Source organism: Aliarcobacter skirrowii CCUG 10374 (assembly GCF_003544835.1).
In the GTDB taxonomy this organism is placed as follows: Bacteria; Campylobacterota; Campylobacteria; order Campylobacterales; family Arcobacteraceae; genus Aliarcobacter; species Aliarcobacter skirrowii.
Genome location: NZ_CP032099.1, coordinates 370,072 through 394,139 on the forward strand (window position 1 = coordinate 370,072; position 24,068 = coordinate 394,139).

At 24.4% G+C, this 24,068-nt stretch carries 23 protein-coding genes and 1 pseudogene; 18 read left to right on the forward strand and 6 right to left on the reverse strand.

Features of this window, described 5'->3' with window-relative positions; all coding sequences use genetic code 11:
* Both ASKIR_RS01955 and ASKIR_RS01960 read left to right on the forward strand, forming a co-directional pair.
* Positions 1–432, forward strand: coding sequence for an SRPBCC domain-containing protein (locus ASKIR_RS01955; RefSeq protein ID WP_115588412.1), 432 nt, complete (start codon positions 1–3; stop codon positions 430–432).
* A gap of 2 nt (positions 433–434) precedes the next feature.
* The gene (locus ASKIR_RS01960; protein WP_228254653.1) at positions 435–905 is read left to right on the forward strand and encodes a GyrI-like domain-containing protein; all 471 of its coding nucleotides are present in this window, start codon (positions 435–437) and stop codon (positions 903–905) included.
* A 40-nt stretch (positions 906–945) separates the two neighbouring features.
* On the opposite strand, the gene ASKIR_RS01965 is transcribed toward ASKIR_RS01960, so the two are convergent.
* On the reverse strand, positions 946–1,413 hold the full coding sequence (locus ASKIR_RS01965; RefSeq protein WP_115588413.1) for a GNAT family N-acetyltransferase: 468 nt from the start codon (positions 1,411–1,413) through the stop codon (positions 946–948).
* Positions 1,414–1,488: 75 nt separating this feature from the next.
* Here ASKIR_RS01965 and ASKIR_RS01970 point away from each other — a divergent pair, with 75 nt between their 5' ends.
* The 6 genes from ASKIR_RS01970 to ASKIR_RS10330 are packed head-to-tail and all read left to right on the forward strand — an operon-like array spanning position 1,489 to position 7,426.
* Complete coding sequence (locus ASKIR_RS01970; protein WP_115588414.1) at positions 1,489–1,929, forward strand: SRPBCC domain-containing protein; 441 nt, start codon at positions 1,489–1,491, stop codon at positions 1,927–1,929.
* Positions 1,919–2,203 (forward strand): chorismate mutase, encoded by a 285-nt coding sequence (locus tag ASKIR_RS01975; protein ID WP_115588415.1) that lies wholly within the window; start codon positions 1,919–1,921, stop codon positions 2,201–2,203. The genes ASKIR_RS01970 and ASKIR_RS01975 overlap by 11 nt, the downstream gene beginning before the upstream one ends.
* Entirely contained in the window at positions 2,200–2,742 is a 543-nt protein-coding gene (locus ASKIR_RS01980; RefSeq protein WP_228254652.1) for a transglutaminase-like domain-containing protein, read from the forward strand. Before ASKIR_RS01975 ends, ASKIR_RS01980 begins: the two co-directional genes overlap by 4 nt.
* Before the next feature lie 50 nt (positions 2,743–2,792).
* On the forward strand, positions 2,793–3,317 hold the full coding sequence (locus ASKIR_RS01985; protein ID WP_115588416.1) for a phosphoglycerate mutase family protein: 525 nt from the start codon (positions 2,793–2,795) through the stop codon (positions 3,315–3,317).
* Between the two features lie 17 nt (positions 3,318–3,334).
* Positions 3,335–3,571, forward strand: coding sequence for a helix-hairpin-helix domain-containing protein (locus ASKIR_RS01990; RefSeq protein ID WP_115588417.1), 237 nt, complete (start codon positions 3,335–3,337; stop codon positions 3,569–3,571).
* Between the two features lie 12 nt (positions 3,572–3,583).
* A complete protein-coding gene (locus tag ASKIR_RS10330) occupies positions 3,584–7,426 on the forward strand; it encodes a GNAT family N-acetyltransferase (RefSeq protein WP_228254651.1) in 3,843 nt (1,280 codons plus the stop codon).
* Positions 7,427–7,444: 18 nt separating this feature from the next.
* Here ASKIR_RS10330 and ASKIR_RS02000 read toward each other — a convergent pair whose 3' ends face one another.
* The 5 genes from ASKIR_RS02000 to ASKIR_RS02020 all read right to left on the reverse strand — a co-directional run bounded on the left by ASKIR_RS02000 (position 7,445) and on the right by ASKIR_RS02020 (position 13,316).
* Positions 7,445–8,323 carry a RhuM family protein gene (locus ASKIR_RS02000; protein ID WP_115588418.1) on the reverse strand — a complete coding sequence of 293 codons (879 nt, stop codon included), beginning with the start codon at positions 8,321–8,323 and terminating at the stop codon, positions 7,445–7,447.
* A 111-nt stretch (positions 8,324–8,434) separates the two neighbouring features.
* A complete protein-coding gene (locus ASKIR_RS02005) occupies positions 8,435–9,358 on the reverse strand; it encodes a hypothetical protein (RefSeq protein ID WP_115588419.1) in 924 nt (307 codons plus the stop codon).
* Complete coding sequence (locus tag ASKIR_RS02010; RefSeq protein ID WP_128994492.1) at positions 9,359–12,223, reverse strand: Eco57I restriction-modification methylase domain-containing protein; 2,865 nt, start codon at positions 12,221–12,223, stop codon at positions 9,359–9,361.
* 39 nt (positions 12,224–12,262) lie between these two features.
* On the reverse strand, positions 12,263–13,207 hold the full coding sequence (locus ASKIR_RS02015; RefSeq protein ID WP_115588421.1) for an endonuclease/exonuclease/phosphatase family protein: 945 nt from the start codon (positions 13,205–13,207) through the stop codon (positions 12,263–12,265).
* A 4-nt stretch (positions 13,208–13,211) separates the two neighbouring features.
* The gene (locus ASKIR_RS02020) at positions 13,212–13,316 is read right to left on the reverse strand and encodes a cache domain-containing protein (RefSeq protein WP_115588422.1); all 105 of its coding nucleotides are present in this window, start codon (positions 13,314–13,316) and stop codon (positions 13,212–13,214) included.
* 151 nt (positions 13,317–13,467) lie between these two features.
* Here ASKIR_RS02020 and ASKIR_RS02025 point away from each other — a divergent pair, with 151 nt between their 5' ends.
* The 10 genes and pseudogenes from ASKIR_RS02025 to ASKIR_RS02065 all read left to right on the forward strand — a co-directional run bounded on the left by ASKIR_RS02025 (position 13,468) and on the right by ASKIR_RS02065 (position 24,014).
* Positions 13,468–13,917 carry a Spy/CpxP family protein refolding chaperone gene (locus ASKIR_RS02025; protein WP_115588423.1) on the forward strand — a complete coding sequence of 150 codons (450 nt, stop codon included), beginning with the start codon at positions 13,468–13,470 and terminating at the stop codon, positions 13,915–13,917.
* Between the two features lie 3 nt (positions 13,918–13,920).
* Positions 13,921–14,601 (forward strand): response regulator transcription factor, encoded by a 681-nt coding sequence (locus tag ASKIR_RS02030; protein WP_066162480.1) that lies wholly within the window; start codon positions 13,921–13,923, stop codon positions 14,599–14,601.
* Entirely contained in the window at positions 14,598–15,830 is a 1,233-nt protein-coding gene (locus ASKIR_RS02035) for an ArsS family sensor histidine kinase (RefSeq protein WP_066355911.1), read from the forward strand. Before ASKIR_RS02030 ends, ASKIR_RS02035 begins: the two co-directional genes overlap by 4 nt.
* A gap of 2 nt (positions 15,831–15,832) precedes the next feature.
* Entirely contained in the window at positions 15,833–16,966 is a 1,134-nt protein-coding gene (locus tag ASKIR_RS02040; RefSeq protein WP_228255681.1) for a BaiN/RdsA family NAD(P)/FAD-dependent oxidoreductase, read from the forward strand.
* 557 nt (positions 16,967–17,523) lie between these two features.
* Positions 17,524–18,009: pseudogene (locus ASKIR_RS10445) on the forward strand (methyl-accepting chemotaxis protein); the annotation flags it as partial.
* Between the two features lie 42 nt (positions 18,010–18,051).
* Positions 18,052–18,429, forward strand: coding sequence for a CZB domain-containing protein (locus ASKIR_RS10450; RefSeq protein ID WP_404801450.1), 378 nt, complete (start codon positions 18,052–18,054; stop codon positions 18,427–18,429).
* Complete coding sequence (locus ASKIR_RS02050; RefSeq protein ID WP_066162468.1) at positions 18,419–18,799, forward strand: response regulator; 381 nt, start codon at positions 18,419–18,421, stop codon at positions 18,797–18,799. The genes ASKIR_RS10450 and ASKIR_RS02050 overlap by 11 nt, the downstream gene beginning before the upstream one ends.
* A 3-nt stretch (positions 18,800–18,802) precedes the next feature.
* A complete protein-coding gene (locus ASKIR_RS02055) occupies positions 18,803–20,812 on the forward strand; it encodes a PAS domain-containing protein (protein WP_118868760.1) in 2,010 nt (669 codons plus the stop codon).
* Positions 20,812–23,193: a PAS domain-containing sensor histidine kinase gene (locus tag ASKIR_RS02060; protein WP_115588427.1), complete on the forward strand. Its 2,382-nt coding sequence runs from the start codon at positions 20,812–20,814 to the stop codon at positions 23,191–23,193. The genes ASKIR_RS02055 and ASKIR_RS02060 overlap by 1 nt, the downstream gene beginning before the upstream one ends.
* The gene (locus ASKIR_RS02065; RefSeq protein ID WP_066352456.1) at positions 23,190–24,014 is read left to right on the forward strand and encodes a TIGR00282 family metallophosphoesterase; all 825 of its coding nucleotides are present in this window, start codon (positions 23,190–23,192) and stop codon (positions 24,012–24,014) included. Before ASKIR_RS02060 ends, ASKIR_RS02065 begins: the two co-directional genes overlap by 4 nt.
* Positions 24,015–24,068: the final 54 nt, after the last annotated feature.

Consider the following 24,068-nt stretch of genomic DNA (forward strand, 5'->3'; position numbering starts at 1 on the left):
ATGTTTAAAAATAGTATTGAAACAAAAATATTAATAGAATCAAATATAGAAAATGTTTGGAAAGAATTTATAAATTTTGAAGAGTATAAGAACTGGAATCCAGCTATTTATGAAGTTACTGGCAATTTAAAAGAGAATGAAATTATAAAAATCGTTGTAAATGCAAATGGTTCACAAATGGTGTTTAAACCAAAGATTTTAAAGTATAAAGAAAATAGTGAACTTAGATGGTTGGGTAAATTATTTATTCCAAAAATATTTGATGGAGAGCACTATTTTATAGTAAAAGATAATTTAGATGGAACAACTACTTTTATACATGGTGAAAATTTTAGTGGAATTTTGATTCCATTTTTTAAAAAAATGATTTTAGATACAAAAAAGAATTTTGAAGCTATGAATGAAGAGTTGAAAAAAAGAGTTGAAAAATAAAAATGCAAATAAAAACACAAAAAGTAAAAATGAAAGTTACAAGAATCAAAAAATTAATGATTTCAGGAATAAGTGTAGTTACAAATAATGAGTTTGAAATGAGTGAAGAAAATGGCAAAATAGCTGGACTTTGGGAAGAATATTTTCAAAAAGATATTTATAAAAAGACTTTTGACAAAGCAAATAGTGATTTTATGTATGGAGTTTATAGTAACTACGAATCAGATGCAAGTGGGAACTATAAAGTAACCGTTGGTGTTGAAGTTACAAAACCAAAAAATGCCATTGTTATTGAAGATAAAAAATATTTAGTTTTTACAAAACAGGGTGAACTTCCAATGGTTGTAGTTGAATTGTGGGAAGAGATTTGGGCTTATTTTGAAAAAAATAGCGAATATGAAAGAGCTTTTGAAATAGATTTTGAAAAATATGCAAAAGAAGATGAAGTAGAGATTTTTGTTTCAATAAAATAGACGATTAATATAAATACAATTTAATAATTATATTAAAAGCTTAAGAGTTTTTAATTAAAAAAAAACTCTCATAAACTCCATCTTCTTTTTGATAAAAGTAGCCATTTCTTAGATAAAAATCTGAAGCAGGGCTATTTTGTTGAGTTATTAAATAACTTCTCACTATTTTTAAATTTTTTAATTCATGATGAAGATGCGAAATTAGTTCTTTTCCTATACCTTTATTTTGTTTTTGAGTTTTTACACACATTTCTCTAAGATAAAATGCATTCCCTTTTGTATAAGGTTCAATATTTCCTAATACAAAACCCCAAATTAAATTTTCATAAGTTGCAATAAATCCTACAAAACCTTTTGATTCAAAAATATAATTTAATCTATTATTTGCTTCTTCATAAGTCCAAGACTCTTCCCATAATGATTGGTTAAATATTTCTTTGTAAAGTTCCGCACAATTTTTTATATCTGATTTTAAAATTTTTCTGATTAGCATAATATTTTTTATCATTTTTAAACTTTTAAAATGTTTAATTTATATGCAACATAGTAGAATTTAGTTTAAATATATAAATAAGGTTTTAAAATGTTTAGAAAAGAGATAGAAACAACTATAAATATAAATGCTTCAGCAAATAAAATTTGGAATGTACTTATAAATTTTGAAGAGTATGAAAATTGGAATTCTTTTATAATTTCTGCAAATGGGCAAGCTGAAATAAATAAAAATTTAAAAATCACAATAAAGGTAGATGATTATAAAATGATGAGTTTTAAACCAAAGATTTTAAAAGTTAAAGAAAATAATGAACTTTGTTGGTTAGGTAAAGTTTTTGTAAGTGGGATTTTTGATGGACTTCATTATTTTTTAATAAAAGAGAATAATGATGGTACTTGTACTTTTACTCAAGGGGAAAAATTTAATGGAATTCTAATTCCATTTTTTGGAAAAACTTTTATAAATACAATAAAAGGTTTTGAAAAAATGAATGAAGAATTAAAAAAAAGAGCAGAAAATGATTTGTAAAAATATACGAGAAGTAAGAAATAACATAAATAATATTGATGAGCAAATAGTAAAACTAATTGCTTTAAGAGGTAGTTTTGTAAAACAAGCAGCAAAGTTTAAAAAAGATAGCGATTCTGTAAAAGCACCAACAAGGGTGGAAGAGGTTATTTCTAAAGTAAAAAATTTAGCAAAAATAACTGGTGCAAATGAAGAAGTTGTTGAAAATGTTTATAGAACGATGATTGATAGTTTTATAAACCTTGAGATGAAAGAGTTTGAAAATCTAAAATGAAAGAGTTTTTAGAAGAGACGCAAATAATTGACTTTAAAAATAAAGAAGTTTTTAGTCTCGCACAAGAGTTGGCAAAAGATTGTAAAAGTGATGAAGAAATAGCAAAAAACTGTTTTTTGTATGTACGAGATAATATTCATCATAGTGGTGATTTCAAAGATGAAATTACAACTTATAAAGCAAGTGATGTTTTGAAATACAAAACGGGTTGGTGTTATGCAAAATCCCATCTTTTGTCTGCACTTTTAAGAGCAAATGGTATTCCTACGGGATTTTGCTATCAAAGATTATCTTGTAGTGAATATAAAAAAGATATTTATTGTTTACATGGATTAAATGCAATTTATCTAAAAGAATTTGGTTGGTATAAAGTTGATGCAAGAGGAAATAAAAAAGGTGTAAATGCACAGTTTACTCCACCTTTGGAACAACTTGCTTTTAAACTAGAAAAAGATGAGTTTGATTTACCATATATTTATTCTAAACCTTTAGATGTTGTAATTGAAGCTTTGAAAAAAATAAAACTTATGATGAAATGATAGATGTTTTTCCTGATGTTTCATTTTTATCGGAAAAATAAATAGTAAATATGAAAACTATTTACATAATTCGGCATTTCAAAGTAAAAGATAGTACAAATAAAAGATTAAATTCAAATGAATTTACACATTGGATAGAAGAGTATGATAATTTTGATTTAGAATATTTAAACCTAAATCTACCAAAATTTGATAAAATCTATGTTAGTTCACAAAATAGGGCTATTAAAACAGCAAATTATTTAAAACTTGATTATGAAATAAGTGATTTGTTAGTTGAAGTTGAAGCTTTTGCTTTTACTAAAACGAAACTAAGATTTTCAAAATTCTTTTGGTTAGTTATATCAAGAATACTTTGGTTTTTTAACTTTACTAAAAATGAAACAAAAAAAGACACAAAAAGTAGAGCAATGAAATTTGTATCTAAAATAGAAAATGAAAAAAATGAAACTATTTTAATAATATCTCATGGATTGTATTTAAAAGTATTGATTGGACTGTTAAAAAAGTTGGGTTATAAGTGCAATGATGATTTTAATATAAAAAATGGAAAATTATACAAGTTATATAAATGATTTTTAAAGGATAAAATATGGCATTTTCAAAAGAAGAAAAAGAAGAACTTTTAAAAGTAAAGTTTGTGGGTGAAACTGTAATAAAGAGATTTGAACAAATAGGAATTGACTCTTTAGAAAAACTTTCAAATAGTAGTGTAGAAGAGATAACAGATATAGTTTCAGATATTTTAGGAAGTAGTTGCTGGAAAAACTCTCCACAAGCTAAAAAAGCTGTTTCTAATGCTATTGAGTTTGCGAGAGAAATAGTTTAAAAAGAGGAGAATATGAATAGATATAATCTAAATAGAATAATAGATGATTATGAAAAAAAACTTCTACTTTATTCTTCTATTAATAATTCAAAAGAATTAACTTCATTAAATGAAAATTATTATGAAGTTTTAGCAGATATTATAATAAATGAAAATGATTTACCTTTTGAATATTTAATTAATAGATTAGAAAACTATTTTAAATATAACATAGATATAAAAGAAAAAAAATTGGATTTTAAACATCATCAATTTAGTTTATTAGGAAGTTATGTTTATAAAAAATTATTTGATAAATTTGGTATTGATACATTTGATAAGTACATTGAAATAATTAAAAAAAATATTTTCTCAGAAATTTATGCTTGGTTAAGTATTGATTTTGATAGTTCATTCATAAGAGATAATTTTTTAAATGCTTCTGTAGAATATATCGTAGCTAATCAAAATAATGCTTGGAAAGAAGAGTTTGAAAATATAGATTATGAAACATATCGTTGGCTTAAAAAAGTTGATAATGTACCTCATTGTTTTGAAACAAATGAAGATTTATATTTTTGGTTAAAAGAAAATGAGTATTATGAAAATTTAATGATGATAGGAAATCCTATTATTAAAAATTTATTACATCAAATTATCAATTGGGAAACATTTAATACGAATTTAGTTGAAAAAAATAGAATCATTAGACTTTTGGAAGAGTGTAAAAATGATTATATCACTATAGGTGAGATATTAACAAGTAATAATATTAAGTTAAATTGCTATTTACTTAAAAATAATGAATATTCTATTTTTGGTTTTTGCAACTTTTATATGTTGGATAGATTAAATATTGATGAAAGTTATGCAAAAGAGTTTTTAGAACTCTTATCACAGCAATTATTAGATATTGTTTTTACTCATTTACAAAACCCCTTTTATCAAAATGATTTAGCAAATAAAATATATTTTATATTAAATTTTATTTGTGATAAATATGTCAATTATTATGATAGAACTCATTTATATGGATTACTTTATACTTTTGAGTTATTTTTGAAGAAACTATTAGAAAGTGAAATACAAACTTCAAATTATCAAAAAGAAGAGATTTTTTCAATTGTAATTAAAGATTTGATTAAAAAACAATTATTGGACTTTGAAAAAAAAGAAAACTTCGATAAAAAGAATTATTTTTTATTATCATATTACTTAAAAGGTATTGATAGATTAATAAAAGTTAAAAATTTTGATGGTCTTAATTATAAAGAGAAAATAAGCAATAGTATTTTAGATAATTTGAAAAAATCTTTCTCAAATATTACAAATGATAAAAGAGTGTATATAGATTTCCTTTTTTTAAAAAATATAGATTTCTCTCTATTTTTTAATTCATCAAAAAATGATGGAAAATGGTTAGATATATTTGATTTAAATTCTGTTATAAATGGACTTAATAGTACAGATGTTTATATTTATGAACATTTATCAAAATTTTATCTTAAAATTTTATTTCAAATTTATAAAAAAACACAAGATAAAGAAGTAGAAAAGTATATAAATAAATTAATTATAAAATTAGGATTTGAAGTAGAATCTTCAATAATAAGATTTGATGATAAGTTTGAAATATTGAATGAATATTTAGAGCTTTTAAACTTATTTGCTAAAGAATACTTTGAATCATTCGTAAATAAATTATGTGATTCTTATGAACTAAGAATATTACTTCAACTATTAAGTTCTACTATTTTAGAAGAGAGAAAAGAGTTTATAAATAATAAATTAAATGTAATGATACAAAAAGGAATTGAATCTGATAAATTAAGTTTTAATGATTTAAAAATAGGAATGTTATATGCTATTGATAATGATTATTTGAAACTTGCTAACTTGTTAGAAGAGATTTTTAATAAAAAGTTTAATACATCTAATAATAGTTTTATGAAAAAATTTCAAAAAGAGTTTAATGAAGTAGTTTGCAAAAAAGATTTATTAGAAATATTAAATGACAAAGATTTAGAAACAAAAGAAAAATTTGTAAAATTAAATAACTATAAAATACCTATAGATGATAAAAATTGGGGAACTGAATCAAAATATTTAAAATGTGAGAATTTTAAAGAGTTTATAAGAGCTTTAATTTTCTTTGATAGTGGAAAATATGATAAAGCATATGATATATTAAATACTTTATGTGAAAAAGAATTAACAACAAATTATTTAATAAATATGGTTAATTCATATTTTAATTTACATAAAGAAGATGAAAATAAAGTAGCAAAATTTGAATATATCTTAAATATATTTGAATCAAAACAGAAATCATTTCAATCTTATATAAATTCAATATACGAATATCAAGTTTTAATTTATGGATATACAATAACTAAAAATATTAGTAAATTATCACAGTTAATAAAAGATATGCCAAAGCAATATGATATGGATTTTGATATTTTTAAATATAAATATGAGTTTTTCAAAGATAATAATCAAGAGTTTAAGGCAAAAAAATATTTAGAAGAATTTAAAAATTTTTATATAAATAATAAAAAGGTTTTAAAAAAGGTCAAAGAGTTAGAGGAAGAATTAAATTCTCATACAAGAATGGAGATGGAAAATAATTTTGAAGTAAAAATAAGTTTTGATTCTTTAACTTTAGGTTTAACAGAAGCTAAAAAATATTGGAATCTAATTCAAAATATGGAATTAGATAAACAATCTCAAATATTTTCTAATAAACCTGATAGTGAAGAATTTATTATTTATATTATGGAACAAATATCAAGTGAACTTTTGGAAAGAAAAGTAAATATTTTTAGAAATAAAGAAAAGAATGATTCCCTTGAAATTGAAAATATAATTAATGATTGGGTTGGCTCTTTACTTAATCAAAGAATGAATTTTTTATCTTGGAAAGTTTTACCCGAATCAAGGGGTGGAGAAAATTTAAAGGGTAATGTTGGAGAAAGGGATATTATTGTATATGATAAAAATGATACTAAATTATTTTTATTTGAAGCTTTTAGACTATTTAATTGTGATACAACGACTATTGAAACTCATATGAAGAAACTAAATGGATATAATGCAAATGGTTCAAAACTAATGATTGTTATGGTTTATACATATCATAATGATTTTGTTCAACTTTGTTCTTCTTATGAAGATTATTTGAAAACCTTTGATTATAATGGCTTTGATAAAATAGGAATTATTAAAGAACATTGTTTTGAAAATATTGAAACAACACCAACAAAAATTAAATTATTAAAAGAAGTAAGAATTCAGAATGAAAAAGATGTAGTTATATATCACTACCTTTTAGATTTTTATTCTGAAATAAATATACAAGATTTAAAATTTAGAGTATTAAAAAAAGATGATATAAAAGCAGTTGTAGAACTAATAAACAAAGCATATAGAGAAAAAAATCCAAACTCTTGGACAAGTGAAGCTCACTTGCTTAGTGGAATTAGAGTAAATGAAGATATGCTAAATGAGATTTTAAAAAATAAAAATATAGTTACATATATTGCTTTATTGGATGAAAAAATTGTAGCAACAATTCAAACAAAGCTAGAAGATAAAGATATTCATATTGGGCTTTTTGCAGTTCATCCAGATTTTCAAAGTTTTGGAGTGGGAAAAAAGCTTTTAGCTTTTGCTGAAGAGAGCTCTAAAAAACTTTGGAAAAAATCAAGCTTTGTGATGGAAGTGATATCAAATAGAGTTGAGCTAAGAGATTACTATATTAGAAGAGGTTACCAAAATACAAATAGGTTTATTGAGTTTCCAAAATCTTCTTACTGGTCACCACTTACAAATGAAGAGTTAAAACTTTTGGTTTTGAGAAAAACTATAGATTAGTTTTAAGTTAGTATATCTTCACACTTCTAGCTTACCTAAAATGTCATCTAAATTTAAAGAGTTCAAACTCATCTTTGAAAATGCAAACCATTTTTTACCCAAATCTTTTAAGCTTGCTCCCAAATGATAAATCTCTTTTTTATCAATAATCAAAAATCTATCGTGGCTAGATTTAAAAGTTTTTAGAGATATATTTTTGTATTGTTTTGAATATTTTTCGAAATCTAGTTTTAGCTGTTTTGAAATTGTTGAAGTGTAAATTGTAAAATTTATATTTGGATACTTACTAAACAAAGTAAAAACTGTATCATCTATATAGTTATCTATCAAAACGATTTCACTCTTTGCTACTTTTATCAAATCATTTACAAAACTGTAAGAATCGTAAATTTGCCCATCAAAAAATATGTTTTGATTAAATTCCAAGCTATTTTCTTTTATTTTAGAATTAATTTTATTCATTTGAGATTTTAAAATATTTACATCATTTTCTAAAGATACAAATCTATCATTTGTAATTTTTTCACCATTTATAACATATCCATTTTGAATATAGTTTTTTAACACAGATGTTGCCCATTGTCTGAATTTTGTAGCTCTTAAAGAGCTTACTCTATAACCAACACAAATAATTACATCCAAATTATAATGCTTAAGTTCTCTTTTTACTAATCTATTTCCTTCTTTTCGAACTACCGAGAAAAACTCGGTAGTTGAATTCTCATCTAGCTCTTTTTCTAAATATATATTCTTTAAGTGCAAACCAACATTATCTGTACTTGTATCAAATAACTGAGACATTTGTAATTGTGTTAGCCAAATTGTTTCACTATCAACCGAAACTTTAAGTTCTAGTTCTCCATCATTGTAAACCACTAAATTTGATAAATCTTGCATTTTGTTTCCTTGCTTGAAAGATTTTTTAAATCTTAGCAAAAGAGAGTAAAAAAATAAAGAAATATTGCAATTTGTAATTAAATTTTGATTTTTATATTTTAAGCTTTTTGTTTAATTATGAAAAATTCTAAATCCATCTTCTAAAACATCAAATTTAATATTACTATTTTTTTCAAAAAAACAAACTCCATAGCTATCTAACCAAATAACAGAGAAAATTAAGCTAGTGAGAGTGTTTTTATCATTATCTTGAATGAATTTAAAAAAATAGTTTGAAAAATAATCTATATTTTCAACAAAAGAATTTATTTTTCTTTTAATAAACATGATATTTATATATTCATTATTTGATTTTCCATTGCTCATAATTCCAGATATACGAATTAAAACTTTGCAATTTTTATTTTTATCAAATATTTCATATGGAACATTTACATTATTTTTATTAATAGCGTATCTTTCTTTATTTGATATTTTTTCAGATATATTATTATTCTCACAAGAAAAAACATTCAAATCTTCAATTTCATCATTCCAATTATTGTATAAAATTTCTACTATCTCTTTATCTAAAAAATTTTTATGATTGAAAATATCTATAAAATAAACTCTATTTTCATTATATTTAACAAATAAAAGTTCATCTATTTCTTTAGCTTTTGAATCTTCATCTAAATGAAAATGTTCTACATTTAAAATATTTAGCATATTATCATTGTAAAAAATATTTTCTTTGTGTTTATTTGATAATCTTGGGTAAATATTATCAAAAATGCCATTTTCAAAATTAATTTGTATTTCTTCAATTATATTTTTAAACTTTTCATATAGAGGATTTTCTAAAATTTCTTTTGATAAAAAAACTTTTTTTTTGCCAAGTCTTTGTTGATTTTTTCTTAATATTTGTAAAGCTTTTTCTAATAGTTCAGTAGCATTACTATCTTTGTATTCTATCATTTGAGAATTATTATAGTTTTCTAGAATTGATTCTTTTAAAGATTGTTCCCAATCATCAAATGTAACTTCTATTTTCAATCAAATTCCCTCCACAATTTTAATCTCATCAGGAGTTAAATCGTAAAGTTTATAAACCATTTGGTCGATTTCTTTATCTGTAATATTGATTTGATTTTGGATTTCTAGGACTTCTTTTTTATCATTTTCAAAAAGTCTTTGCCACTCGTTTTTAAAATTTCTCTCTTCTAATTTATCAGCAAATTTTAATTTTTTTGCTTTTGCATACTCTTTTACAAAATCATCAAAATCTAACTCTTCAAATTTTTGTAGCTTTGTAGGGACTTTTTCAAGATTTAGTTCGTTTATAAAATTTTGTTTTAGCTCTTGTAGTTTTTTATTTAATTCAAGCATTAAATCAGCTTTTTGAATAAATGGTTCTTGTTCATAGGTATAAACAATTGGTAATTCTTCAATAGTTGATTTATTAATTGCTAAATAACCTCCTGCTAAATGTTTATCTTTAAATTCTATATTTAGATAATAAGTCAAAAACTTAGAATTTAATAAAGAAAGTAAAAATTTTGGGTTAAAATTTTTAAAATCATATATACCATATATTCCAACTCCTAAGGCAGTTGGATTCTCAATATAAACTGCTTCAATCCTTTTAGTCATTCCAGCAATAATAATTTTTGGTTTATTCCAAAAATCAAATTTAGATTTAGCAATTATATCTTCATCAAATTTTATATAAGGATTTTTATACACATTTTTCATATATGGAACATTTTGTTCTAAAATTATATATGGGTCAACCGTTCCACTAACAATAAATTTCACTCCTTTTTTATCTTCATTAATCAATGGAATTATTTTTTGAGCTTCAAATCCAGTAGTTCCTGAATTTAATAAAATATCAAAATCTTTAATAGTTCTATATCTTTTAAATATATTTTCTGTTTTTCTAAATTGCTGTAAATTTTCTAAATCTTCAATATTAGAAATTTCATATTGTCTTGTTTCATTATTATTTATAACTTTTTCACCAATAGTAATTATAGGATATACACCTACATTCTGAAATATAGGCAATTTTGAAATATTTATAATTGTATGTAAAGAATTTGATTTTAAATAGTCAAGTGAAACTTTTGAATATTCTGATATTAAAAGCTTATTTGGAATTATCCATCCATATAATCCATTATCCTTTATTAAATCAAATCCTTGTAAAAGAAATGGTAAATATAAATCATAAGCACCACTTAACAAAGGATATTTAATAGAAATTTGTAATCTTTGTTCTTTGTCCATATTTCTTGCATTTACATAAGGCGGATTTCCAATAACCACATCAAAACTATTTTCACTAAATGGCATATTTAAAAGTGAGTTTGCACAAACTATCTTGTCTGCTAGTTTTGTAAGTGCTCTTCCTCTTTTTGCAGTTCGTAGCCACAAACTTAGCTTTGCTATCTCCACGGCATCTTCATTTATATCCACACCATAAAGATTGTGTTCCAAAATCTCCTCTTCTACCATATATGAAGCAAACAAATCGCCCATCAAAGCTAAGTCATTTTGTAGATTTTTGTGTTCATTTATCAAATATTCCAAAGCTTGATTTAAAAAAGCTCCACTTCCACAAGCTGGGTCTAGGATTTTTAGATTTAGAAGCCAGTTTTTATACTCTTGCAAGTTATCTTTTGTTTGTTGCTCTTGTTTTGTTAGTTTTTTTGGGTTTGATGGGATTAAAATCCCATTTCCGATTAAGAGTTCTTTTCTTTTCTCACTACACATTTTTCCTAAAGTATTTTCTACAATATATCTTGTGATATATTCAGGTGTATAAAATACACCATCTTTTTTTCTTTTTGATTTTGTTTTATCAAAGTTTACATTATCTATATTTGCTTGAAGCTCTTCAAGGTCTGTAAGACTCTGCTCAAAAATATGTCCCAAAATATTTACAGATATTTCACTTGCAAAATCGTAGTTAGATAAAATAGGAAGATGAGATTTTAAAACAGCATCATCAATAATCAAATCATCAAGAGTTTTATCCTCTGCAAAGAGTCCACCGTTGTAGTGTGGAATATTTAATTTATCATTTCCTTTATTTATTGCATCAAAATATATTTTAAAATAGTGATATAGACTAAAACCATGTATATCTTGATTGTGTTTTTCTATAATCTCATTTATCGTATTTATATTTATAAGTCTTCTATCCTCTGCAAATAGCATAAAAACAACTCTATCGCAAAGTTTTTGAGTGAGTCTTAGAAGTGTTTGTTTATCAATAGTTGGATTATTTTTTACAATATTTTCAAAAAGAAGTGTTCTAAAGTTTGAAAAATCTTTATACAACTGTTTTGAGATATTTTGCTCAAAGCTGTTTGATTTCTCTTTTAGTTTTAAAGGAATATCATCTTTTATACTCTCATAAGAGATTAAAAGATGAAGCTTTTTAAACTCTTCATAATTTAGAGTAAAAAGATTAAACTTCTCATAAGCTGTCTTTTTATCTACATAAAATCTTAGCTCATCAAAGTTTGAGATTATTATATATTTTGAGTTTGAGTGCGAAGCGTGATAGTTAAATGCTTGAGTCTCTATTTTGTCAAGATTTTTTGTATCTTGTCCTTTTAACTCAATTACTCCTACAACTTTTTCATCTACATAAATCACTCCATCTGCTTTTTTGCCATCTGTTTCGTTTTTCTTTTCTCTCTCAAGATTAAAAGATTTTGGATTTGTCATATCAAGAGTATAGCCTAAGCAGTTTTCAAAAATATCTACCAAAAAACCATCTTGATACTTCTCCTCTTTTACTGTTTTTATATATTCAACTTTTGCTAAAAACTTTTGAAATGAAGCCCAACGAAGAGCAATTAAACTCTCATCTTGATTAATACTTTTTAAAACTGTTTTTTGAAACATTGACAATTTTTTATCCCCTTGATTTTTTAATTTCTATATTTAAACTTCTATTTCACAAACCACTTGTGCATGGTCACTTGTTTTTAAACTTCCATTTTGATTCTTTTGTAAATGCTCATCAAAAACTTTAAAATCTTTGATTTTATCTTTTAAAAATCTATTTACAAAAATAAAATCAAGAGTGTTTCCTTTACCTATAAAATAGCTTGTTGGTGTTCTTTTAAAACCTTTGAACTCTGGATGAGGATTATAAACTTTTTTTAAAGCAAAATCATAGCTATCAAACAAAACTAAATCATCTTTTAAAAGCTCTTTTATATAAAACCTTCTGTTTGTAAGTGCATCAATAGTTATTGAATGCTCTCTATCGTTTAAATCACAAAGCAAAATAGATGCACTTTTTTGTTTTTTAATATCAAAGTGAAGAGTTTTTGCCTCATTAAGGCGTTGTTTTAGTGAAAGAGAGTAGTTGTTTTTTAAAGCAATATCAAGTTTGCTTTTTTTCTCTTCAAGTGTTGAATCTTTTGTAAATCTATACTCAAACTCATTTAATCTATTTGATTTTAAATGAGCTACATAAACAACAATTTCTAAATCATTATCAAGTTTTATAGATGCTTTTATAGGCTCTCTTGAAAAAGAGAAACTATCTTTTGTCTCTACTTTTTCTATATTTTTAATTGGAAATTTACTAGCTAATGCTACTGTTGTAGATTTGAAAACTTGGTTTTTCTCTTCTAGTTTAGGAGTTTGAACTACTACAAAATCTTTGAATCTAAGCTCCAAACACAACTCTTTTAACTCATCTTGCGAAAAAACCTCTTGAAAACCTACAATATCGCAATCCATTTTTAGAAGTTGTTTTTTTATCCAAGATTTTTTCTCTTCCCAATCACTTTTTGTAAATCTATCTTTTTTTGTATAAAAAGAGTAGTTATTTGAACAAAATTGAAATAGATTAAAAGTAGCAACTTTAATCAACATTATTTTAAAACCACACGATTTCTTCCAGATCTTTTTGCTCATCTAAATACTCTCCTGTACCAATATGCCAATCAAAAGGTTCAAAAATTTTAATATATGATAGTTTCATTGTTTCTCTTTATTTAATTGTTTTTTAAATCGTTTGATTGTATCAAAACAGATATTATTATTTGTTTATTGTAAGGTTTCGTTAATATAAAATTTAAGATTCATTAAAGTTGTTATGTAATAATTTCATTATCTTAAAAAAAGGATTAAAAATGAGAAAAATCGTATCAAGTTTAGCTTTAGCTTCAATTTTGGTAAGTGGGCTTTATGCACAACAAGGTGGAGCAAATTGTGATTTTAGAAAAGATAGTCAAAACTGTCCAATAAATAAAAAAGATGGTAAAAAAATGTCAAAACAACAAAGTGGTATTTTGGGAATCTTTTATGAGTTAAATTTAACAAAAGATCAAAAAACAAAGATTGATGAAATTATAAAAGATAGCAAAAAAAATCAAGAGTTTCCTTGTGATGCTTTTTCAAAAGATAGTTTTGATAAAGAGAAATTTATTAAAATTATGAAAGATAAAAGAGAGAAAAATCAAGAGTTACATGCCAATATAATAGAGAAAGCTTATAAAGTTTTAGATTCAAAACAAAAAGAGCAGTTAAGAACTTTGCTTGATTTAAGAAAAGAGAAAATGAAACAAAGATTTGAAGATTAAACTATGATAAAAATTGCAATGATAGAGGATGATTTAGAGTTAGCAAATGTTTTAAGTAGCTATTTAAAGCAGTTTAATATTCAAGTAGTAAATTTTGAAGAGCCATTTTTGGCTCTTTCTAGTTTAAAACTAGAAAAATTTGATTTGATAATTTTAGATTTAACACTTCCTGGTATGGATGGATTAGATGTTTGCAAAGAGCTTGTTAATAAATTTGATATACCAATTATAATTTCAAGTGCAAGAAGTGATATTACAGATAAGGTTACTGCTTTAAAATTAGGAGCTGATGACTATTTACCAAAACCTTATGATCCAAGAGAGTTAGAGGTTCGTATTAGAACAATTTTGCGAAGATTTAATAAATCAATACAAATAGATGAACCAAATATCAAAAAAACATTTCTTTTAAATGAGGAGAAAAAAGAGATTACAAAAGATGGTGAGTATATTAAATTAACAGCTGCTGAGTTTGAAATATTAAGTCTGTTTATAAAAAGAGAGGGTTTTATAGTAAGCCGTGATGATATTTTTGAAAACTCAGATGTTTTAAATAGTGATTATGAAAGTAGTGGTTCACTTGCAGTTATAATAAATAGAATTAGACATAAAATAGAAAGCAATCCAAAAGAGCCAAAATATCTTCAAACTATTAGAGGAATGGGGTATAAATTTATACAATGAATAAAGATTCAATAATATTCTCAAGCACTTTAAACTATGTTATTACAATTTTACTTCTTGTTTTTTCATTTATATTTCTACTTACAAATGAGAACTATCTTAAAGATAAAGAGTTAATAGATAAATATAGACCACTTTTTAAAGTAGTTGAAAAACAAAGACACAATATAGATGAAAATTTTAAAAGTTTTTTAAAAGATATGAACTATGAGTTATATTTTGATAAAGATATAAAACCTATTTTAAAAAATAAAAATAAAAAACTTATATTTTTAAGAAATAGAGGAAAAGAGGTTTTTAAAATATTTGTAATAGATGGCAAAAACTATCTGCTTTTTGAAAGACCAAAAGTTAGTTTTTTAATAAAAGATATTGAAAGTAGTAGTTTTTCAAATAGTTACTATCTTGTTTTTGTCTTTTTTATTCTATTTTTTGTTTTAACTTTTTTATATATAAGAACATTAAAACAGCTTTTACCTCTTAAAATTTTAAAAGATAAGGTTATAAATCTTGGAGATGAGAAGTTTGATTTTGAGATAAAAAGTAGTGGCAAAAATGATGAGATAACAATTTTGACAAAAGAGTTTAAAAATAGTGCAAAAAAATTAAAAAATATAAAAGAGTCAAGAAATGTATTTATACGAAATATTATGCATGAACTTAAAACTCCAATCACAAAAGGAAAAATTCTTTTACAGCTTGAACAAAATGAAGAGAATAGTGAAAAACTAAAAATGGTTTTCAATCGTTTAGAGGCCTTAATAAATGAGTTTGCAACTATTGAAGAGTTAATATCTCAAAATAAAATTTTAGAAAAAAAGAGCTATTTTTTAGAAGATTTATTAGATGAGGCAAAAGATATTTTGATGCTTGAAGATAGTTTGGTAAAAAACTCTTACGAAAATATAAAGCTTTTTGTAAACTTTAGGCTCTTTAGTATTGCTATAAAAAATCTAATTGATAATGCAATAAAATACTCAAATAGCAAATCTCTTGAGATAAAAACTATTGGCGATGATATTTTATTTATAAATGATGGTGAGAAGTTAAAAGGTGATTTTCAAAAATATTTAGAGCCATTTTCTATAAAAACTTCAAATGAATCTTTTGGTTTGGGACTTTATATTGTATTTAATATTTTAAAAGCAAACGGGTATAATCTGCTTTATGATTATATAGATGGTAAAAATATTTTTACTATAAAAAAGGATATAAAATTTACGACATAGCAATAGTTGGAGCAGGTGCAAGTGGTTTGATGTTTGCTTCAAATTTAGATAAGAAAAAATTTAAAAATATTTGTTTAATAGATTCAAATGATAAAATAGGGCAAAAAATAAAAGTTTCAGGTGGGGCAAAGTGCAATATTACAAATGAGTTTGTAAGTGAAAATAACTATTTAGGAGATAGAGATTTTGCTAAAGATATTTTAAAAAGATTTTCAAAAGATGATTTGCTTAGATTTTTGAATAAAAATCAACTCTTTCCAAAAATAAATCCAAAAATAGTAAAGGGTACATATTTTTGCAACTCTAGTCAAGATGTTATAGATATGTTTAATCTTTTAACAACTCATATAAAAAAGTTTCTCTCTACAAAGGTTTTGGATATTTCATACAATAATTTTTTTACAATAACTACAAATAAAGCTATTATTGAAGCAAAAAAAGTTGTAGTTGCTAGTGGAGGCTTATCTTACGCCTCTTTGGGGGCTTCAACTATCGCTTTTGATATTGCAAAAAAGTTTGATCATACAATAGTTGATTTAAATCCAGCACTTGTAGGTTTTACAGTTCAAAAAGAGCAGTTTTGGTTTAAAGATTTATCAGGACTTTCAATATTTGTAAATATATTTGTTGAAGATAAAAAAATAGAGGGAAATCTACTTTTTGCTCATAAAGGTTTTAGTGGACCAGCTGTTTTAAGTAGCTCTTTGTATTGGAAAAAGGGAAAAATAGCAATTGATTTTTTACCAAATATTAATATTGAAAAACTTTTAATGGGAAATAAAAATATATCAACAGCCTTGCCTTTGCCAAAAAGGTTTACTCAAGAGTTTTTAAAATCGATAAATTTAGATGATAAACCTTGTTCAAAATTAGACAAAGAGGAGATTGAGAGTTTGAAAATATTAAAAAAATATAGTTTTGCTCCTGCTGGGAATTTTGGATATACAAAAGCAGAAGTTACAAAAGGTGGCATCTGTACAGATGAGATAGATCATAAAACATTTGAGAGTTTAAAACAAAAAGATTTGTATTTTATAGGAGAGTGTTTGAATTTAACGGGAGAGTTGGGTGGATTTAATTTTCAAATTGTATTTTCCCAAGCTTATTTATGCGCAAAAGAGCAAAATAATTTTTAAGTATATTTTAGCTACTCTTTAGAATTTAATAGAGCCTAGGAGAAGAGATGTTTTTTAACAACAAAGAAAAAGATGAAAAAATTAAAAACTTAGAACTTGAAATAAGAGCTTTAAAAACTGAACTTATCCAAAAAGATGAGCTAGTTACAAAAGAGTTTGATAAACTTAAAAAAGAGTTTGATAATGCACTTAATAAAAAAGATGAAGAGATTGAACTTTTTAAAAAAATATCAACACTTTCAATAGAAGAGGGAATGGCTGTATTTGATGAAAATGATAAACTTTTCTTTGCAAATAGTGTTACTAAAACAAATTTAAGTGATTTTTCTCCTATTATTGAAGCAGTTAAAAGAGGAGAAGATAGAGTTATTTTACAAGAGTGCGAAGCTGAAGCTGTTGCTAAAAAATTCAAAAACTATACACTCGTTGCTTTGAGAAAAACATCAATTCACGACAATAAAGAGGGTGGGCTTTTAGCAAGACACAATAAAAATGTTACAAAATCTTTAAGCGATACTCAAACTACATATTTAAGTCTTTTAGAAGAGTTACAATCTATGCAAAAAGAGTCAAATGAGACAGCATATGGTTCAACAAAAGGTTTAAATCTTATTAAAGAGATAGTTTCATATACAGACAATCTTCACAGTGAAATTGAAAGCGAAAATGAAGTTGTAAATTCACTTGTTGTAAAGAGTCAAGATATAGCTTCTGTTATAAATATTATTCAAGAAATAGCTTTCCAAACAAATATTTTATCTCTTAATGCTGCTGTTGAAGCAGCAACTGCTGGTGAAGCTGGAAAAGGTTTTGCTGTTGTTGCTCAAGAGGTACGAAATCTAGCTAGTAGAAGTGCTGATGCTGCTAAACAGATAAAAGATGTTGTTACAACAATTCAGCATGAAACAGAGAAGATAAAAACTAGTTCAGATGTTGTTATAAATGTTGTAAATGAGACAAAAACTAGAATTGATACTCTAAGTGGTTTAATGAATAATTTCCAAAAAAATTCAAATAGAGCGGTTTATGAAGTTGAGAGTATTTCAAATAAGATATTTATAAATCTTGCAAAACTAGATCATGTTATTTATAAAAACAATCTATATCAATTGATTTTTGGAAATCCAAATAACTTTAAAGCAGTTGATCATACGCAGTGTAGATTAGGTCAATGGTATAATACAGGACTTGGAAAACAAGAGTTTAGCTTTGTGGCTTCATATAAAGGTTTAGATAATCCTCACGCAGTTGTACACAAAGAGGCAAATATTTTAGCAAAAGAGTGTTCAGGAAATGAGATATCTTGTTCAAAAGAACTAATTGAAGAGAAGATAGAGTTAGTTGAAAATGCTAGTGAAAAAGTGTTTGTATATTTAGATAAAATTTTGGAAGAGAAAAACAATGCAGTTATGAAAGATGCTGCAACAAAATTATTTAATAAAGGAGCAAAAAATGGAAAATAGAAAATTTAGTATAGCAATAGTTGATGATGAAACAGAGATTTTAGATCTTTTAAATAGATTTTTAAGTAGAAATCCAAAATTCAAAGTTTCATCTTTTTCAAATCCTCTTACATTTTTAACTAGCAATGATAGTTCAAAATATGATTTAGTGCTTTTAGATATTATGATGCCACAAATGAATGGAATTGATGTTTTAGAAAAAATTAGAGACAAAGGCGAAGATCAAAAAGTTATTATGATGACAGCATATTCAACTTTAGATAAAGTTCTAAAATCTCATAAAGAGGGGGCAACTCACTATATAATGAAACCATTTAGTTCTCTTGAAGCTTTGGAGAAACAAGTATTAGAAATACTAAATGAGAATTAATTAATGAATAAAATAAGGTATGTGATACTCTTTTTTTTAGTAGTAATTACAATTATATTTTCATTAAACTATTTAAAAAATAGTGATTTTGAAAAAGTAAATTTACAAATCAAAGATAAGATATTAAAAGATTATGAACTTCTATTAAAAGAGCTTGAAGATACCGCTGAATTTGTCTATTTTACAGAGATTATTAAAAGTAATAAAATTGTTGATATTATAAGTAGTGAAAAAAATGAGATGAGGCTTAAAAATCTTCTTTATGATGCAATTGAAGCTGAATACTCATATTATACTACTTTGGGAGTTTTTGATATTAGTTTTTATAGTGTTGATGGTGTTCAAATTTTAAATTTCAAAGATCCACTTACTATTTCACTAATTGAGAAAGTTATAAATAGTAAAAAAGAGCAAAAAGCATATAAAAATATCTCAGATGAGGGATATTTGGTCTTTTCAAAACCAATATTTGATAAAAATTTAAACCTCATATCTATAATGAACATAGAGTTTGATTTAGATTTGGTTTTGGAAAAACTTGAACAAAACTCATCACAATTTAAATTTAAAAAACTATTTGCATCTAAACTACAAGAAGAAGATTTCTCTTTATATTTAACAAATAAAAATAGTATAAAAAAATTAGAAAAAGCTTTTGAAAATAGAGAAAATAAGACATTTGTTGTTAAAAAAGATGGCAATAAAAATGTTTTAACTTTTGCATTTGTATCATATTTAGAGTTTTATCAAGACTCTTTGTATTTGGTTTATTATAATAAATCAGATAAAAAAATTGCAAAGATAGATGATTTTTATGGCTACTTACTTATCTCTTTTAGTATATTTGTTGTTATTTTGATTTTCATTTTGGCATATTTATTACAAATAAAAAGAAAAAAAGATATTTTGCAACTAAAATATGATGAGCTTTCAAATATTATTGATAACCATATTTTAAAAATAGATTTTGATTTAGATGGAAAAATAACAAGTGCTTCAAAAGCATTTTGCAAAAGTTCTGGTTACTCAAAGGATGAGATAATTGGAAAAAATATTGATCTTTTAAGACATGATGATGTATCTGAAAATTTTTATAAAAAGTTAAAAAAAGATTTAGAGATACTTCATACTTGGCAAGGTGAGATTAAAAATAGAGATAAATTTGGAAATACCTACTGGGTAAGATTGAAAATTTTCTCTATATATGATATTAAAAATAGGCATATTGGTTATAGTTCAATTAGAACAGATATTACAGATACAAAACAACTTGAAAAGATGAATAAACTTTTAAAAGAGGATTTATCAAATAGATTAAATGAGTTAAGACTTCTTGATAAAGATATAAAAGATGATGCAAAGATATCATTTTTATCAAAAATTATGGACTCTATCTCTCATCAGTGGCAACAGTCAATATCGAAAATATCTTATGAATTAGATAGAGCTAGCGATGAGAAAAATTTTGATGAGAATTCAATTGAAATTTTACAAAGTAGAGTAAAAAAAGAGCTTCATAATCTATCTTTTATATTAAATGATACAAAAAAAATATTTAACTTCTCAAGTGAGAGAAGAGCAAATTTAAGTTCAGTTTTAACTAGTATTAATCACAATTTAAAACAGAATCTTAAAAATTTAAATACAAATTTATCTTTTGATATTGATGAGAGTATTGATTTACAAATTAGCTCTTTTGAACTAAAATCTATTATTCAAAATATAATTTTATTTATATTAGATCAGATAAATACTTATGATATAAAAAAAGCAAATATAAAAATTTCTACAACAATAATTTTAGATGAGATTACAATTAAAATTACTGAAGATATTGAAAATGAAGCTAAAAGGGAGTTTCTTGATGATATTTTAAATAAGATAGATGATACTTATTTAGATTCACAAATACATTTGGCAAAGCTGTTAATTGATAAAAATAGAGCTATTTTTTGGTGTAAAAATAGTGAAAAAGAGACAACATATTATATAAAAATTAAAAAAGCGAAATAATGCGATTAGCTTTCTACATTAAGATATTTTTTACATTTTTGATATTTTTTCTCTTTTTATTTGCATTTTTTTTAAACTCATTTTATAACTACCATAGCAGTTATATTCAAACAAATAATCAACAAATTTCAAAGACAATTTTAGAAAATCAAGAAGATAAACTTTTAAATTTTTTAGATGTTTATAGACAAAAAATATCTATTGTAGAGTCAACTATTGACTCTTTAAAAACTCAAGATGATATCTTTAATTTTATAAAAAATAGAGTTTTAAATGATAAAAATATTTTAGAGTTTAAGTCATTGGGATTTAACTCTAAAGATAGATATATATTACAAAATAATCAAAGTAGCAATTTAAAATTACAGACAAACTACAATAAAGAGTATTTTAAAACATTAAGAACTCTAAATTTAAATGAAGAGTATATATTTTTGGATGAAAATAATAAAAATATTTTAAATTTTGCAATTAGAGCAAAAAAAGAGTTTTTTATTCTCAAAATTGATATGAGAGATTTCTTTACTAATCAAAATGAAAAATTAATCTTTTTAAATAGATATGAGATTCAAGAATCAATAGATTTAAATGATTTTATCTATAAAAAAATAGATTTAAATGATAGTGATTTTTATCTATTTTTAGTAAAAAAAGATAAAGAGAGTTATAAATATTTTCTATTTAATAATTTTTCAAATCTTCTATATGTTACGCTTTTTTTATCACTTATATTTTTAGTTATAACTACTTTATTAATTGCTGAAAATAATAAGAAAATAGAGACAAAAAAAGAAGAACTTGATATTTCAAATCAAGAGTATAATGACATTTTGAATAAAAATAGTGAGATTATGGATAGATATATTCTATTTATAAGAGTAGATTTTGATGGAGTTATAAGAAATATTAGTTCAGCATTTTCTAGCTTTTTGGGTTATTCAAAAAGTGAGCTTCTGGGTCATAAGTATAAAAGATTAATAAATAGAAATTTGAAAAAAGTCATTAAAAAAACTGTAGAAAAATCATATGAAAAAAAGAGTTTGAGTCTAAAAAATATTCAGGGTTTTAAGAAAAATGGCGATAGGTTTTTTGTAGATATTTTTGTAGAGGTTATAAATGATGAGTTTGAACAATATTTAGATATTATCTGTGTAGATAGCACTGATAAGATGAAGATTGAAGATCTATATTTTAATTTAAATAACCAAGTTCAGATATATAATAGTATTTTTGAAAATGTACATAGTGGAATTGCACTTTTAAATAAAGATTTTAAATTTATAAAAGTAAATAGTCAGCTTTGTGAGTTTTTGGGCTATGAAGAGATAGAGTTAATTAGATTATCACCTTTGAATTTAATATTATCAGATTCAAAAAAAGAGTTAAAAAAATTATTAAATGCTATGAGTGATTTAATAAAAGTTCAAAAAATAGAGAAAATTTTTATAAAAAAAGATGGTTCAAAAATTCATTTAGAGCTTAGTTTAAGACTTTTAAGAGAGAAAGAGCAGATTATTTTTATTGTAAATTCACTTGAAGATAAAAGAGTTTTACAAGAGTTAAATTTAAACCTTGAAACAAGAATAAAACAGGAGTTAGCAAAGAGTAAAGCAAAAGAGAAAATCCATCTTGAAGAGCAGATAAAAAGTGCAAAACTAAGCTACATTGGAAGTTTAGCAGCTGGAATTACTCATGAGATAAATACACCTTTAACTTATGTAAAAGGAAATCTTGAGTTAATGACTTATGATATAAATGATTTAGAAGATACAAAAATAAAAGAAAGAATGCTACAAGATAGTAAAAAAATAAAAGATGGAATAGATAGAATTGCAAATATTGTTGAATCTATGAGAGAAGTTACGCACTCAAAAGCTTCAAATAAAGAGAAGATAAATATCTATCAAACAATTCAAACAGCTCTTACAATCGCACAGAATAGAGCAAAACATATAAGCAAAATCTATTTAAATGATACTTTATTTGATTTGGATGATAAAACAATATTTAATAAAACCTTCTATTTTTATGGTCAAAAACAAAAAATTGAGCAGGTTTGGATTATTATTATAAATAATGCTTTAGATGAACTTGAAAAAATTGAAGATTATGATAAAAGATGGCTAAAAATAGAGGTTTCAACTTTTGAAAAAGATATTATTATTAGATTTAAAGATAGTGCTGGTGGAATAAAAAATGAAGCTATGAAAAAACTATTTGAACCGTTTAATAGTCAAAAAGAGAAAGGTGGAATGGGAATAGGTCTATCTATTGCTAAAAATATTATTGAAGAGAATGGTGGATTAATAGATGCTTATAATGGTGAATTTGGTGCAATTTTTGAGATAAGATTAAAAATTTTAAAAGAGGATATAGTTTGAGAATAGGATTTATAGGAGATATAGTTGGTCGTCCTGGAAGAAAGATAATTAAAGAGGGTTTAAAACATTTAAGAGCTGAGTATAAATTGGATTTAGTAATAGCAAATGGTGAAAATGCAAGTCATGGTTTTGGACTTACAGTTGATAGTGCAAAAGAGCTTTTTTCATCAGGAGTTGATGTAATCACAGGTGGTAACCATAGTTTTGACAAGAAAAAAGATTTGCAAGTTTTACTTGAAAATAAAAATATTTTAAGACCTCATAACTATCCAGATGGAGTAGTTGGAACAGGATTATTAATAAAAGATGTTCAAGTTGAAGAAGATATTGAGACAATTGCTGTTTTAAATCTTATGGGACAATACTCAATGCCACTTGTTGAAAATCCATTTAATCTTGCTAAAAAAGTTGTTGATGATTTAATAAAAAAAGGTGTTAAAAATATATTTGTAGATTTTCATGGTGAAGCAACAAGTGAAAAAAGAGTAATGCTTATGATGTTTAAAAATCAAGTTAGTGCTATTTGTGGAACACACACTCATGTAGGAACAGATGATTTGCAAATTTTTCAAAATACTGCATATTTAACAGATATAGGATTAACAGGCTGTTATGATAATGTAATAGGAATGGATGAGAAAGCTCCAATTCAAAGAGCAACAACTGGAATTGGTAGCCACTTTGATGTTCCAAACTCTTGTAAAGCAATATTGCAAATGATGGTTGTGGATATTGAAAATGGAGTTGCAACAAATAGTTTTAAACTTAAAAAGTTTTGTAATAGTAGTAAAATTTACCAAACAGATGCAATAGTTGTTTAATCATATTTTGGATAAAATCAAAAGCATTTTTTCAAAGAAATTATTTAAAAAAAG

Bases quoted from the DNA above. Each gene is read 5' to 3' on its own strand.
- ASKIR_RS02030 (WP_066162480.1), top strand. From the start codon at position 13,921: ATGATAAAAATTGCAATGATAGAGGATGATTTAGAGTTAGCAAATGTT.
- ASKIR_RS02050 (WP_066162468.1), top strand. From the start codon at position 18,419: ATGGAAAATAGAAAATTTAGTATAGCAATAGTTGATGATGAAACAGAG.
- ASKIR_RS02010 (WP_128994492.1), bottom strand. From the start codon at position 12,223: ATGTTTCAAAAAACAGTTTTAAAAAGTATTAATCAAGATGAGAGTTTA.
- ASKIR_RS02035 (WP_066355911.1), top strand. From the start codon at position 14,598: ATGAATAAAGATTCAATAATATTCTCAAGCACTTTAAACTATGTTATT.
- ASKIR_RS01965 (WP_115588413.1), bottom strand. From the start codon at position 1,413: ATGATAAAAAATATTATGCTAATCAGAAAAATTTTAAAATCAGATATA.
- ASKIR_RS01985 (WP_115588416.1), top strand. From the start codon at position 2,793: ATGAAAACTATTTACATAATTCGGCATTTCAAAGTAAAAGATAGTACA.
- ASKIR_RS01990 (WP_115588417.1), top strand. From the start codon at position 3,335: ATGGCATTTTCAAAAGAAGAAAAAGAAGAACTTTTAAAAGTAAAGTTT.
- ASKIR_RS10330 (WP_228254651.1), top strand. From the start codon at position 3,584: ATGAATAGATATAATCTAAATAGAATAATAGATGATTATGAAAAAAAA.
- ASKIR_RS01975 (WP_115588415.1), top strand. From the start codon at position 1,919: ATGATTTGTAAAAATATACGAGAAGTAAGAAATAACATAAATAATATT.
- ASKIR_RS01955 (WP_115588412.1), top strand. From the start codon at position 1: ATGTTTAAAAATAGTATTGAAACAAAAATATTAATAGAATCAAATATA.
- ASKIR_RS02060 (WP_115588427.1), top strand. From the start codon at position 20,812: ATGCGATTAGCTTTCTACATTAAGATATTTTTTACATTTTTGATATTT.
- ASKIR_RS01970 (WP_115588414.1), top strand. From the start codon at position 1,489: ATGTTTAGAAAAGAGATAGAAACAACTATAAATATAAATGCTTCAGCA.
- ASKIR_RS02015 (WP_115588421.1), bottom strand. From the start codon at position 13,207: ATGTTGATTAAAGTTGCTACTTTTAATCTATTTCAATTTTGTTCAAAT.
- ASKIR_RS02055 (WP_118868760.1), top strand. From the start codon at position 18,803: ATGAATAAAATAAGGTATGTGATACTCTTTTTTTTAGTAGTAATTACA.
- ASKIR_RS02020 (WP_115588422.1), bottom strand. From the start codon at position 13,316: ATGAAACTATCATATATTAAAATTTTTGAACCTTTTGATTGGCATATT.
- ASKIR_RS01960 (WP_228254653.1), top strand. From the start codon at position 435: ATGCAAATAAAAACACAAAAAGTAAAAATGAAAGTTACAAGAATCAAA.
- ASKIR_RS01980 (WP_228254652.1), top strand. From the start codon at position 2,200: ATGAAAGAGTTTTTAGAAGAGACGCAAATAATTGACTTTAAAAATAAA.
- ASKIR_RS02025 (WP_115588423.1), top strand. From the start codon at position 13,468: ATGAGAAAAATCGTATCAAGTTTAGCTTTAGCTTCAATTTTGGTAAGT.
- ASKIR_RS02000 (WP_115588418.1), bottom strand. From the start codon at position 8,323: ATGCAAGATTTATCAAATTTAGTGGTTTACAATGATGGAGAACTAGAA.